Raw genomic sequence first — 13,216 nt, 5'->3', positions numbered from 1 at the left:
CCATAGGGAGCATCAATCAAACAACATGAAATGGAGATTCATTTATGAGATTTAATTCTGTTTTGCCGATCGCGGCAGCAGCGGTGAGTATTGCAATGACTACAGCAGTGAAACCTGCCTCCGCATTTACGGTGTACGGGGGAGCGGGCACAGTTCGTCCCTGCTCTGCTGTAGTATCAGGTGCAGATAGTTGTGCAGGTGTGTACGATGGTAATGATTCACTAACTGATCTCAATAGCAAAATCAGTACGGTTTCTGGGTTATCTGCTGCTTGGGGAACTGGATGGAATCAAGTTGCAAGAGTGAATAGCCCTGCTGCTCCACCTACGGGGAGTACCGTTAGTGGGTTCAATGTTGCTAGTAGCGGGGGTTCTGGAACATGGAATATTAGCGGGATCTCAATCCCATCTGGCAAGGTGCTTAGTTCGTTCATCATCGCTCTAAAAGCGGCGAATGATTACGCTTACTATCACTTTGGTTCAGGCACTCCATTATCCGGCACTTGGTCTACTGCTAACTTCTTAAATAATGGAAATCGGCAGCCTGATCTTTCTCATGCTACTTTGTACGCTCAATTTGAGAATGCTCCGAATGCTGTACCAGAACCCTTTACGATCGTAGGCTCTGGTGTTGCTCTCGGTGTTGGCGCAATGATGCGGAAGAAGCAACAGAAGAAAGAGAAATCGATCGGTTAACGCTTCTCTGAAAATTGAACAGTTGGAAGGTTTTGGACTTCCAACTGTTTTTTGCTGGGACGTTATAGCGTATCTACACTCAGAACCCTTCTGTCCCTTCATGAAAACTTTGTAGTTTTTCGATCGCTTCATCCTGATAAACCCGGATCACCCTTGTATCAGTACCCAGTGAGGAAAGTCAGTATCAAACTTTGCTTATTTCGCTCAGGCTTAACGAGTGGTTGAATCTATGCAGTCTACTCCTGTTCGTGTTTCTGTCGCTGTTCTCGGTACTGTCACCGCCCTGACCGCTTATGGTTTGGGACGTACTAGCGCGAGTACTGCGGACACTTCTCAAACTCCATCAAACAGTCCAACCAAACCGAAATCCTCAGCGGTGTCCGTTCAACCCGTTGATTCGATCGCAGTTCCAGAAACGATCGCGGCTATTTCTGAAGCCCAAACGTTTCAGTTCACTCCACTTCCATCCACTCATAAGCAAAATCAGCCGCCACTCAAACCCGCCTCACAGCAGAATACGCCAGTTCAACCGAAAATTTCTCGCATCCGAGTCGATCAAATCCCGATCGATCAAATTATCGCTGCATCGTTATTCTCCCAATCCGTACCAGAACCCAAAGCAAAACCTAAAGCAAAACCCGCAAAACCCCTCGCCGTTCGACCCTCAAGTCCGCTTCCTGCTCAGAGCGCTCCAGAAGTTCCCGCCACTCAAATCGATGATGCGTCTTATACCCTCGGAGCAGGCGATCGCATTCGAGTCGAATTGTTCAACGTTCCTGAATACAGCCGCGAGTATCAAGTCCTCGTCAATGGCATCGTCAATCTGTATCTCGTTGGACCCTTATCCGTGCGAGGAATGACTCCACTCCAAGCCCAAGCCGCGATCGCTGCCAAATATGCCCCGATCGTTGATCAGCCGAGAATCGATGTGACTTTACTCGCAGCACGTCCTGTGAGAGTTGCGATCGCAGGAGAAATCAATCGTCCTGGTACTTACGTCCTCACCACTCAAGAGAACAGTAGCTTTCCTACACTCACACAACTGATTCAGCAAGCAGGCGGCATTACCCAAGCGGCAAATGCTCGTAAAGTCGCGATTCGCCGTCCTCAAGCGGGTGGCACTGCTTTGACCATTCAAGCCAACCTCTGGGAACTCACACAAACCGGCGATCTACGGCAAGATCTGACCCTGCGAGACGGCGACAGCATTGTGATTCCCACCAATACAGACATTAACCTCGCAGAAGCCTCACAACTCGCAACCGCTAACTTTGCAAGCGATAGTAAACAAGCACTCAATATTACTGTCGTTGGTGAAGTAATGCGACCGGGACCGATCGTTCTCGCTGCCACGACAGGAGGACTACCTACACTCAGTCAAGCCATTCAACAGGCTGGAGGCATCACCGCCCTTGCCAATGTGCGCGAAGTTGAAGTTCGTCGATCGACTCGCACTGGAACCACTCAAACCAAGCGCCTCAATCTGTGGCAACTCTTATCTAGTGGTGATGCCACTCAAGATCTCGTGCTGCAACAAGGAGATACGATCGTCATTCCAAAAGGAACTGCGCTCACTGCTGCGGAAGTCACTCAAGTTGGTGGCTCTACCTTTGCGCCAACTGCAATTCGAGTCAACATCGTCGGAGAAGTCGAATCTCCTGGAGCCGTCCAAGTTCCTCCCAACAGTCCGCTCAATCAAGCACTCTTATCGGCTGGAGGCTTCAATCGTCGCGCCAATCGCCGATCGGTTCAACTGCTCCGACTCAATCCAGACGGCACGGTATCGCGCCAAGCTATCGCGATCGATTTCGCCCGTGGTATAGATGAAAAAGGCAATCCCATTCTGCGGAATAACGACGTGATTTTAGTCGATCGTTCTGGTGGCGCAAAACTCGAAGACAGCTTGGATCGGGTCGGCGGGTTTCTTGGAAAAATCTTACCGTTCGGCTTTTTCCTACGTTAGTTCACCTGTGCAAATGCTTATGTTCCACCTTTGTGAATTGTTTATCCATCTTGCCCCGTGAAAAACACCAACTCCTCCCCCGCATCTGCTGAGGCGAATGGGAAGTTACTGCCAATCCTGACTTATCCCTCGACTTCTGCTCCCCCGACTGAAGAGGGCGGTTGGAGCTTAGCACCCATTCTTGATGTTGTGCGACGACGTGCGATCGTCATAGTTGGGGTGGCAAGTGTCGTCTCTGGCATTAGTTGGTATCAGTCCTTTACCAGACAGCCAACGTATAGCAGTGCTTTTCAATTGCTGGTTGAGCCGATCACCGATAATCAAGCGTTGCCTAGACTCACAGGAGCAGCTAATCCTAGCGGCTTGGACTACCGATCGCAAATCCAAATTCTTCGCAGTCCCAAAATTCTAGAGCCGATCTCACAAAAAATTCAGGCACAGTATCCCGGATTTAACTATGGAGTATTGGTGTCCGGACTCACAGTGACACAGCCTCCACAATCGAAACTTATCGAAGTCAGCTATCAAGACTCAGATGCTCAAAGAGTCAAGTTTGTACTGGATAAAGTTGCCGAAGGCTATTTGCGGTATAGCCAGCAAGAGCGACAAAGTAACTTGCGTCAAGGCGTTGAGTTTGTCAATGATCAACTCAAGACAACACAAAATCGCGTTGATGTCCTACAGCGTCAACTTCAAGCTTTTCGACAGCAAAACACGATCGTTGATCCTCAAACAAAATCAGGTCAGGTCGATAGTCAACTGACTGCTTTAGAACAACAACGATTAGAAGTGAGTAATCAGCTTGCGGAAGTGCAGCAGGCTTACAACAGTCTTGCAGATCAATCGGGTGCAAGAGTCGCGTTATCTCAGGCTCAGTCTTATCAACAATTCCTAAGTGAACTTCAAGCGTTAGAGCGTCGAATCGCGATCGAGCAAGCTCGTTTCCGGGGTGATAATCCCACCTTAAATGCCTTACAGAAACAGCGCGATCGATTGTTACCTCTGCTCCGTCAAGAAGCGGGTCGAGTGTTAGGTGATCGACTTTCCGCGATCGAGAGTCAAATGGCAATTCTACGAGTCCGACTTTCTGCGATCGACAATGCGACTCAGTACTGGCAGCAACAAGCTCAACAACTCCCAATCACCTCGCGTCAATTCACCGATCTTCAGCGTGAACTGACAGTCGCTACAGAAAGCCTCAATCGCTTGTTGCAAATGCGAGAAATGTTCCAGGCTGAAGTCGCTCAAAAAACAGTTTCCTGGCAGTTAATTACCCCACCTGGCAGTCCCCAAGTTCCGCTAACGTCTACCCCTCAGAACTTACTGGTCGGTGCACTGACCGGATTACTTGCAGCGGCAGCGGTTGCCTTTCTGCTCGAAAAACTCGACAACACATTCCGATCGTCCTCTGATCTAAAAAGGCAAGCAAAACTACCCCTACTCGGAGCAATTCCTCACTATCCCTCGCTGTATGAAAGTTCAGGTTGGAGTGCCATGCTCAATCGCTCCAATGCTGCTAACTCTTCAATGCAGTTTCTATTTTCTGAGGCATTTCGATCGCTCAACACCACAATTCGTCACCTCAACGCGAAATCGCCCAGAAAATCGATCGTCATTAGTTCAGCTCAATCCGGAGACGGCAAATCCACGATTTCTCTGTTTCTTGCTCAAGCGGCGGCAGCAATGGGACAAAGAGTTTTGCTCGTGGATGCGGATCTTCGCAGTCCTCAAATTAGCACCTTGTTAGACCTGCCCAATCAGATAGGCTTGAGCGATCTATTGCTCGACAATTTCGACTTTAACAGCGTGATTAACCCGATTACACCTCAAGCGCAAGACGGAAGTGCCCTAATGCGAATTGCAGGTCGGGGTGGATTGTTTGTGTTGCCTTCTGGACCAATTCCGGACGAACCCACTGAATTACTTTCGAGCCAAAAAATGCAAGTTTTAATGGAGGACTTACAAGCTGCATTTGATCTAGTGATTTATGACACGCCTCCGGTTCTCAACCTTGCGGATAGTAGCCTACTTGCCTCCCAAGCAGGCGGACTGATTCTGGTTGCGACTTTGAGAAAGACCATTCGCTCCGCTGTGATGGATGCGATCGAGAATCTAGAAACGGCTCACATTCCAATTTTAGGGATTGTTGCGAATGGAACACGCGGACAAGCTTATGGAATATCCCAAGGCTATACCGAACGTCCAGTTGCGACCAGTGCGATCGAGAATTAAACAATTCTCTGCTTCGATGCTTCTGAAACTCCCAAATATCAAGAAATTATGACAGAAGTCATTTGAAAATTTAAGGCTCCAGAGTCTATTTCTAGAGCCTTATTGAATGTCCATCATCCTACGCTTGCAGAAGCGCTTTAGCGATCGTCAAATCGAGTTTGCGATCGAACCTTTTCAACTTGCCTTGTTGCTTGCATTTGTCCAAACAGCCGTAATGCCTGTTCTAAAGAGTTTTGGCACAGTTGCGATCGACCACTTGCTTGATAAGTTAATCCGAGTTGGCAATAGGCGTTTGCTAAATCACACATTGCTCCAATCGTTTCAAGTAGGGCAATTGCCTGCGTGTGGTACATCAGTGAAGCATCTAAAGCATTTTGGCAGCGACAAAGTTCTGCAAGTCCACTCAGCGTCTTTGCTTTGACTTGGGTGTAATGACTTTCCTCTGCAAATTCTAGGGCGCGATCGTACATTGCCTTGGCTCGCTCAAATTCTCCTAGATTCGTATAGGTTTGCCCTAACATTTGAATGAAATAGGCGAATCGTCCGCTTTGTTCGACTAATTTCTCAGTGACGATCGATTGATAAGCTGCTTCTGCTAAGTGATAAGCCGCCTCAAATCGTTCCAAATAGGAATAGGTCAGGGCTAAACAGACGGCTGCTTTTTCTGCCCAGGGATGATGAGCGGTGTTCTGCGCCAGATCAATCACTTGCTGGAAGGATTGAGCCGCCATTTCTAATTCCCAAAGATCCATCTGATAGAGTCCGATGCTGAGCAGAGCATCAACTTTTAGCATTTGGAAGTAGTAAGCGGTGTGCTGACTGGATGGGGCAGCAGAACGTTTTTGCTCAGCAGTCCCAATTAGAGCGATTGTTTTTTCCTGACAAGCGATCGCGTCTTGAATGCGACCCGTAATCCAGTACAAATCTCCCAGAATATTGTGAAGTTCGCTGAGTTTGGCAGGATTTTCAAGATTCGGAATCACTTGCACGATCGCGCTTAGAACAGGTTGTAACAACCCCATTCGGTAAAGCGTGCTACCGAGAGGTAAAAATTGCCGCCATTGATTGGTGCGGCTTTTGAGAATCACACCCGCTGCCGCTTCAAAGTCCTGGATCTCAAGGTAGTGGTAGTGGGCTTGCAGGGCTTGTAGCGCGTCTTGAACAGTCTCGATCGTCAAAACCTGAGTCGTCCAAAATTCTGCGGCTTTGCGGTGGGCGATTTCCCAATCTGAACTTTTTCGCAGTCGAGCGATGGCTTCGGCTTGAATGGCAGGATGCAGCCAGTATTTGCCATGTTCGCACTCGACTAGCGATCGATTTCGCAGTGAGGTGAGTACCTGTCGTTGTTGATCCGGGGGTACATCCCAAAGCAAACAGAGCATTCCTTCAGAGGGAATGGCTGGAATTTCTTGATATCGGTAGCATCCCAATCGACAGAGCAACTGATAGGCAACCGGATCGAGCGCTTGCAGACGATTGATCTGACTAATCACAAGATTTTTCAGATCTCGCGTTGCGAGCAAGTCCTGTCGATGTTCCTGCCAGTAGGCTGCCATGTCTCGATCGAAGTCTTCACGAATTGCACCACATAAAATCCCCATTGCTTTGGCATTCCCGCCATAAGCTCGGTGCATCTGCTCAAGTGTCACAGCATCGATCGACATGGAGCGGCTGAAAAAAGTTTGCCATGCGGTGAGATCGAGTCGAGGTAGACGATAGTGTTCGACTGCTAAATCAGGCTCACACAGACGATCGCGACTCGTGATCAGAGTAACTGCTTGCACTCCGGCATCGCTTAGAACTCGTAGCAACTCGACATAAGCTCGATGCGGTGGAATCAATCGCCCTTCTGAATCGAGCGCAGGTTCGAGATTGTCAATCAAGATTCCGATGCGCCGTTGGTGCAGTTGGCGCTTTAAGCGTCCGAGCGAAATTCCGTATTCCGATCCGGCTTCTTGTTGAAAGTCTTGTTTTAACCACTCTTCGACAATTCGTTCAGCCGAAGTAATGTTCTGACTTTCTTTAGCGATTAACAATTCCAGCACTTGTTCAAACCCCTGAGTCTGGAGATAGTGCTGTGCCAGCGTTGTTTTGCCTAAACCGCCTTCACCTTGAATGACAATGACTTTGCAGCCTTGCTGAATCAGACGATCGAGATCTGCGATCGCACCTTCACGCCCTAGAAGATTGCTTGATCTGCGATCGTCGATCGGAGACGGTGCAGGTAGAAATGTTGCCGAAACCTCAAATAATGGCTGCGAATACTGCGCTAGCACTGCTCGACAGGTACTTTTAGTAATTCGCTCACCCAATAGCCCAGACAGCAATTTCCAGAGATGGGCACTCACATCTTTAATGTGTCCCTCTGTGTAACCCGAGTGCGCTGCAATCTCCAAATATTTTTGCCCGCGTAGCACCTTGCTCAGAATGTCTCTTTGTAAGACGCTAAGACGTTTCCCAGTTTTTCGAGCGAGTAGCTGATCCACCCACGCCAGTGCAGTTTCAGCTTCCATTGCGGAATCATTGATCAAGAGTTCTATCCATTCTAATCGGTCGGGCTAGTCTCTGTCTCTCCCTCCAACTTTCCGACTTTTCCGACTTCTGCACAGATTCAATTCCCGACTCTCACCGACTGACACGAACCAGCGGGATTGCTTAGGCTGTAGGCGACCGAAACTGAATCTACTACAAAATTACTTTATGACAATTGATTCTCCACTGCTGCATCACACTCCATCAAGTTCTGATCTTCAGCCGCATTTACGGGAACTGCTCAATCATTATTTTTCGATCGCTCACTTAAACGATCGGCTTCAGGACTTACCCCATCAGTTTCATCATCCCCAACCTCGCCCTTGGAACTCGATCGATTGGCAGGCGATCTCTGTTAATCAAATTGTTGGCATCGATCCTGAGGTATTCCTGTCAATTTTAAGGGGTGCAATTAACACAGAAGCGCCGATTCGAGACTACACCCAAACCAGTCGCCAGTATTTAGAACCGATCGATGCTCGGATGGCTCGCTTTGTGGGCGGAGTTGTGTCGGCAGACGGGAAATTGCTCGAACCAGGTCTTTGGGAAAAAGAAGAGCGGCAGCACACGCCTGCATTGCTGAAAGTTTATACACAACTCACGTCTGAAAAACCGATTGTCGAGCCTCACACAGTTCGAGCTTATCAATCGGTGAGTGATCCCGCGATCTCGCTTTACCGTCACGGATTGCATCGAGTGGCAACAGAATACGGGGCAGCGTGTCTTTACCTTTGGTTGATGGCACAGACGACCGGAGCTTTACACGCTGTACTACATGAACTCCTGCTCGACGAAATCAACCACATGGCAAAGTTTTGGGGCTTTGGGGTTTGGGCATATCCTAACTCATCGTTACCGCGAGTGGGATGGAGTTTACTTCAAACCACAAAAGGACGAATGACGTATCAACGCGATCGCAGTAGTTTAGTCGGTACGCTCGATCGCATGACTCAGGTACTAGCCTGGCAAACTTGGTCTGCGAAAAATCGATGGACGTTTGCATTGACCTGCATCCAAGCGCTCCGTCTCTTGGGTCGTTGGAATCGAACGCTCACGCCCACATTCTTGCAAGATGTACTGGGTGCAAGCCCGTGTTACTAGGGAGATTGAACGATGAGTAGTCAAGACTTTTCAAGCTTACCTAAGAATTTAGATCCGACGCGACTGCCTTCCCATATTGCAATCATTATGGATGGGAATGGGCGTTGGGCAACGCGACGGGGGTTGCCTCGCTTCGCTGGACACCGTAAGGGAGCAAATGCTCTAAAAGAACTACTACGCTGCTGCAAAGATTGGGGAATTCCTACTCTGACGGCTTATGCGTTTTCTACCGAAAACTGGAACCGTCCCCGCTCAGAAGTTCAGTTCCTCATGAATTTGTTTGAACAACTCCTCTGTCATGAACTGGCAGAAATGCAGCGCGAAGGAGTCAAAATTACCTTTATTGGGGATATCTCCAGTCTTTCTGCCTCGCTCCGTCAGGAGATGCAACGGACTGTACAGGAAACGGCTTGTAATTCTGCGGTTCATCTCAATGTTGCAATCAATTATGGAAGTCGTCACGAACTGGTGACTGCCTGTCGTCAGCTTGCTCAACAGGTGCAGCAGGGAACGTTAGATGCTTCAGATATTGATGCTTCCCGACTAGAGGAACAGCTTTACACGGCAGGAATGCCTGATCCAGATTTACTGATTCGTACGAGCGGCGAAATGCGGCTTAGTAACTATCTGCTCTGGCAAATGGCTTACACGGAACTGTATTTTACTGATGTGCTGTTTCCCGACTTCGATCGATCAATGCTGCATGATGCTTTAGTACAGTATCAAAACCGCGATCGTCGATTTGGAAAGATTGCCTTGACTGTGCCGCAAACCCTGGTGAATGCGGTATCAAACTGAAGTTCGATCGTTGATGCTCACCTTTTCGTATCAGCCTCTGTCAACCTGTAGCCCCGTAAGGTCATAACACTCAATATCACAAGCACCGCAGCAACCAGAAATACAATCCGAACCCCTGTTGGATTCTCCAGAGAATAACCATATTGAGAAAAAATGAGCGGTATGATCAGAGTTGAGAACGAGAGTCCCATCCCGATCGAGAAAGAGAAAATACTGTAATGAAAAGCTTCTCGTCGCTGTCCTGTCACCTTAGCATCCTGCTCTACAACATCTCCCATCATGGCGTAAATTAAGACAAAATATCCGCCCAAAAAAGGTCCAAGAATACCAAAGACGATCGCAGCTTGGAGCGTACTGGAAACATTGATAAACCATCCTACTCCGGTCAGTAATGCGCTGGTGAGTGCGAACCCTAGCAGAGAGACTTGCAGCAATGCGCGATCGCGGTAAATTCGGCTCAACCGATTCCAAATCGGCGCAGCAATCAGCATCGCAATTACTACGATCGCTTGATATCGTCCTACTGCTGCCTCTGGCTCACGCAGAATCAGAGTGACAAAGTAAGGTAGATTCGACAGCAACATTGCATACGCAGTCTGTACTAGAATCGTCGAGCTACAGAGAATCAGAAAGGGTCGATTTTGGAACATTGCGCGAAGACTTTGCCCAAAGCTCATCGTCACGGTGGCATTGTGTTTTGGATGCTCTGGGAGTACCTGCACCGTGAGTCCCGCCGTCACTAGCCCGATCACTCCAATGACCGCCCCCATTGCCACTGCACCCCAGCGACCATAAACCACACTTGCGATCACTGCACCTGCCAACACACCAACGATGCCAAAAATGTTCTTCCACATGCTGAGACGAACCCGCTCCGCTGCCGTTGTTGCGAGTTCAGCCAAGCTGCCATCGTACGGAACACCAACTAGACTAATCCCTGTATAAAAGACGATCGTCATCGTAAGAAAGTAGATCGCATTCAGCAGACTAGGCTGTGCAGTCGGAGGCATCCAAAGCAACAGCAGCGAGAATAGTGTGATGACGCTACCCACCATCAAAAAGGGTTTACGTCGCCCCCATCGACTGCGAGTAACATCGCTCCAATGTCCAATCCAAGGGTCAATGATGGCATTCCAAACTCGACCGATCGCCAGCAATGTACCGACGACTGCAACCGAGAGATATTGCACCCCTGCGGTATCAGGTGGCGCGTAGTAATAGAGTAGCCAGGTAGAAACAGAGGTATTGATCAAATTGATGCCGATCGAAGTGCAACTATAGAGGAGAGTTTGCCGCAGCGTTAGAGTAGGAGACATGAAAAAGCTCGCGAGAAACGAGAAGTTGTGTTGCCCAGCAGGAGCTAGGTTCCTCAATAGGATATATCGTTTTCTGGCGGCAGGGTGGCAATGCCTAGCTCTAGCAGCTTCGTTTCAATGCTCTTAATAAAGGCAACATCGGTTTCGGGCAGCGCCACGAGATTCGTTTCAGATGGCTCTAAAAAGGTGAAGGCTTGCCGGAACTGAGAGGGTGTTGCTGCAATGGGTGCGTCAAAATGGCAAGAAATAATCCGGCAAAACTCCCAAGTGGCAATTTGATTTGCCCACTCAATCACCTGCTGCGGGGCTTGCGGCAAAATTAGCGTCTGTAAGATGGGAGCCACAAAGGGTCGTCCGTTGGCGCGGAGTGCCTGAAACGATCGCTGCCAATCGGCTTGCCATCGCCAGGGAAATAACCCAAAATAGGCTTTTCTTGTGCGATTCGGTGCTTTCAGTGCCTCGCGAACTGCTTGCTTGAGTCCAATCGGTTCGAGCGTTGCGGGACGGAAATACACGGCAAATAGAGCAATGCGCTGCCATCCTTTGCGCCGATTCGCTTCAGTATCTTCGATGGGTTCCGCCGCATCTTCTCTAGCATGAAAGAGTAAGGGATAGGGATCGAGTTGAGCGATCGTAGGTGGGTCTTCGGAGATTGAAAGAAGGGTATCGGTCAGCAACAGCGATCGTGATGCTTTGTGCAGTACTGCTACTTCTACAAACGATCCCCGACCGAGATCAATATCGAGGACTGCATAATCAAATTCGTCAGCAAACGGAGCAAGCTTGCTATCTTGCGGCAGAATCTGGGTGCGATCCTTGGGAAAGCCTAGCCAACTCAGGGGAAGATTTACCGGAAAGCTCCACTGATGCGGCGCAACGAACACTTGAGCCGTTGGAAAACACCGCGCAAACGGGCCGACAAACACTTTATGCTCTAGCCCTGAAGCGGTCGGCAGCAGAATATACTTCACATCACCGTGCTCTGCGACCAAGGCTTTGACCAAACGCAAACATTCGGGCGTGGGAGCAACAGGCGCATAAACGAGTAACCCTCCAGCTTCGAGACGCACGACCGTCATCCGAATCGGAGTCACCGTATAGAGAATGCCATGAAGTTGTTCAAAGCTCCAGATTGTGTTCTCCACAATTTCCCGACAACTGGTTCGGCGCTTGCTGTAGGGGTAAAGTGGCAAGGTGAACCAGAAGAACCAAGACCAGTCGCGCTGATCCGGTGGTGAATGTTGGAGTAGTTTTTTTGATTTGGCTCCCCGACCGGGCATCATGCGATCGCTCCTGCAACACTTCCTTTTCTATTTTTACTGCCCTGATCGCAGCAATTGAATTTCTTTAGCTCTAAAGTTTAGACAACTTTGCGATTCTTTTGAAAAGCGTGCAGATAGTGCCTTGTGGCGGAGATCCCTCGCCATCTTCGCAAAGACGGGCAGGAGGCAAGTCTGATAGCGCGATGGGAGCCTGTGTTCACACAATTTGCGATGACGATCGAGCTTCAGACGATTTCAACTCGCACTTGCATAAGACAAAAAATAAATCGTAGAGAGCATTAGATACGCATTCTGAAAAGCTGCCTCACTCAACTCACTTAGGAGAACGAAAATGAAAATGTTGAAAGCTGGTGCTCTGTTGACACTGCTGATGGGTTTAGGTTTATCGTCGAGCCAAACTGTCATGGCTAGTAACCCTCGGCTTTGCCCGGTTGATCAACCCTGTTTCACAGAAAGTTATCAGTCAGGGAATCAGGTAATTTTCCGATTTGACGGAATTTCGGGGTGGGACTTTTACAATGTTCGCTACCGCGTGAAGGGAGGCGGTGAGAAGCAAGTCGTTAACCGCTCTGGACGCTTTACGTTTAAGAATGTTCGACCTAACCGAATCTATACGATCAGTGTCCAAGGCTGTAATTCACGCTTTTTAGCTCGCTCGACCTGCTCACCTTGGGTTCAGGAATCTGTTGAGACGAGATGACCGTTGCAGTACGATCGCAAATTATCGCTGCATAATTCCCAAATTTGAATCGTACTGGTTGAGTAGAAACCACTGATACACATTCCCAAACATCTCCAAACTATGAAATCTCTACATCAGCTTTTCCAAAAACGCACGCTTGGTGTTGCTCTCTTACCGTTTACTGTTTTGCTGACTGTTGGAACGGCTCATGCCAGCCAAGTTGTTTCTGAATGGTACTTCGGTAAATGGAACTGTCGAATTGATGGACGACCTGCCCAAATGCAATGGAAAGTAGTAGATGCTCCAAACACACATTGCCAAGGCGGAGTCTGCTCCACGACTTCGGGAGTAAAAGTGGTCGGGTGGTTTAGCGACAGTGGGAGTGCTTGGGTTCCTTTAGCAAAGCGCTACAGTCGCGGCAATGATTTTGGCATTCGATATCAAGGGAAAGAGCAGGATAATTGGTTCCTGCGCTACGATCCGCAAACGCGATCGGCAACAGGTTGGACAACGTGGCGCGGGAATCGCTATCCCTTATCATGTCAGAAACGGTAGAAGCTCATCAATTTACTTGTTGGGCGAAGGTTTGAGACGCAGGCGAATCGAGTTGAATA

At 48.9% G+C, this 13,216-nt stretch carries 10 protein-coding genes; 7 read left to right on the top strand and 3 right to left on the bottom strand.

The window, feature by feature from the left end; genetic code table 11:
• Positions 1-44 precede the first annotated feature (44 nt).
• From OU814_RS04065 to OU814_RS04055, 3 genes are all read left to right on the top strand, one after another.
• Positions 45-695: a PEP-CTERM sorting domain-containing protein gene (locus OU814_RS04065; protein WP_268180694.1), complete on the top strand. Its 651-nt coding sequence runs from the start codon at positions 45-47 to the stop codon at positions 693-695.
• Positions 696-924: 229 nt separating this feature from the next.
• A complete protein-coding gene (locus tag OU814_RS04060) occupies positions 925-2,658 on the top strand; it encodes an SLBB domain-containing protein (RefSeq protein WP_268180692.1) in 1,734 nt (577 codons plus the stop codon).
• A 57-nt stretch (positions 2,659-2,715) separates the two neighbouring features.
• On the top strand, positions 2,716-4,890 hold the full coding sequence (locus tag OU814_RS04055) for a GumC family protein (RefSeq protein WP_268180690.1): 2,175 nt from the start codon (positions 2,716-2,718) through the stop codon (positions 4,888-4,890).
• A 137-nt stretch (positions 4,891-5,027) separates the two neighbouring features.
• Here OU814_RS04055 and OU814_RS04050 read toward each other — a convergent pair whose 3' ends face one another.
• The gene (locus tag OU814_RS04050) at positions 5,028-7,403 is read right to left on the bottom strand and encodes a tetratricopeptide repeat protein (protein WP_268180688.1); all 2,376 of its coding nucleotides are present in this window, start codon (positions 7,401-7,403) and stop codon (positions 5,028-5,030) included.
• Between the two features lie 187 nt (positions 7,404-7,590).
• On the opposite strand from OU814_RS04050, the gene OU814_RS04045 reads away from it, so the two are divergent.
• Both OU814_RS04045 and OU814_RS04040 read left to right on the top strand, forming a co-directional pair.
• Entirely contained in the window at positions 7,591-8,523 is a 933-nt protein-coding gene (locus tag OU814_RS04045) for a ferritin-like domain-containing protein (RefSeq protein WP_268180686.1), read from the top strand.
• Positions 8,524-8,535: 12 nt separating this feature from the next.
• Positions 8,536-9,321 (top strand): isoprenyl transferase, encoded by a 786-nt coding sequence (locus tag OU814_RS04040; RefSeq protein ID WP_268180684.1) that lies wholly within the window; start codon positions 8,536-8,538, stop codon positions 9,319-9,321.
• Positions 9,322-9,338: 17 nt separating this feature from the next.
• Here the strand turns inward: OU814_RS04040 and OU814_RS04035 are convergent, their stop codons facing one another.
• Together OU814_RS04035 and OU814_RS04030 are read right to left on the bottom strand one after the other, a co-directional pair.
• Entirely contained in the window at positions 9,339-10,637 is a 1,299-nt protein-coding gene (locus tag OU814_RS04035) for an MFS transporter (protein ID WP_268180681.1), read from the bottom strand.
• Between the two features lie 53 nt (positions 10,638-10,690).
• Positions 10,691-11,920 carry a DUF4336 domain-containing protein gene (locus tag OU814_RS04030; RefSeq protein WP_326498275.1) on the bottom strand — a complete coding sequence of 410 codons (1,230 nt, stop codon included), beginning with the start codon at positions 11,918-11,920 and terminating at the stop codon, positions 10,691-10,693.
• A gap of 331 nt (positions 11,921-12,251) precedes the next feature.
• Here OU814_RS04030 and OU814_RS04025 point away from each other — a divergent pair, with 331 nt between their 5' ends.
• Positions 12,252-12,620 (top strand): fibronectin type III domain-containing protein, encoded by a 369-nt coding sequence (locus OU814_RS04025; protein ID WP_051077824.1) that lies wholly within the window; start codon positions 12,252-12,254, stop codon positions 12,618-12,620.
• A 102-nt stretch (positions 12,621-12,722) separates the two neighbouring features.
• Positions 12,723-13,157 carry a DUF6006 family protein gene (locus OU814_RS04020; protein ID WP_017290364.1) on the top strand — a complete coding sequence of 145 codons (435 nt, stop codon included), beginning with the start codon at positions 12,723-12,725 and terminating at the stop codon, positions 13,155-13,157.
• The last annotated feature ends 59 nt before the right edge of the window (positions 13,158-13,216 follow it).

This window comes from Leptolyngbya sp. GGD, from assembly GCF_026735145.1.
GTDB classification, from domain to species: Bacteria; Cyanobacteriota; Cyanobacteriia; order Leptolyngbyales; family Leptolyngbyaceae; genus Leptolyngbya; species Leptolyngbya boryana.
The sequence above is the reverse complement of the archived record's forward strand: the minus strand, read 5'-3'. Positions and strand labels throughout refer to the sequence as shown.

Excerpts from the sequence above, each read along its gene's own strand:
- OU814_RS04065 (WP_268180694.1), top strand. The coding sequence starts at position 45 with ATGAGATTTAATTCTGTTTTGCCGATCGCGGCAGCAGCGGTGAGTATT.
- OU814_RS04060 (WP_268180692.1), top strand. The coding sequence starts at position 925 with ATGCAGTCTACTCCTGTTCGTGTTTCTGTCGCTGTTCTCGGTACTGTC.
- OU814_RS04050 (WP_268180688.1), bottom strand. The coding sequence starts at position 7,403 with ATGGAAGCTGAAACTGCACTGGCGTGGGTGGATCAGCTACTCGCTCGA.
- OU814_RS04045 (WP_268180686.1), top strand. The coding sequence starts at position 7,591 with ATGACAATTGATTCTCCACTGCTGCATCACACTCCATCAAGTTCTGAT.
- OU814_RS04040 (WP_268180684.1), top strand. The coding sequence starts at position 8,536 with ATGAGTAGTCAAGACTTTTCAAGCTTACCTAAGAATTTAGATCCGACG.
- OU814_RS04035 (WP_268180681.1), bottom strand. The coding sequence starts at position 10,637 with ATGTCTCCTACTCTAACGCTGCGGCAAACTCTCCTCTATAGTTGCACT.
- OU814_RS04030 (WP_326498275.1), bottom strand. The coding sequence starts at position 11,920 with ATGATGCCCGGTCGGGGAGCCAAATCAAAAAAACTACTCCAACATTCA.
- OU814_RS04025 (WP_051077824.1), top strand. The coding sequence starts at position 12,252 with ATGAAAATGTTGAAAGCTGGTGCTCTGTTGACACTGCTGATGGGTTTA.
- OU814_RS04020 (WP_017290364.1), top strand. The coding sequence starts at position 12,723 with ATGAAATCTCTACATCAGCTTTTCCAAAAACGCACGCTTGGTGTTGCT.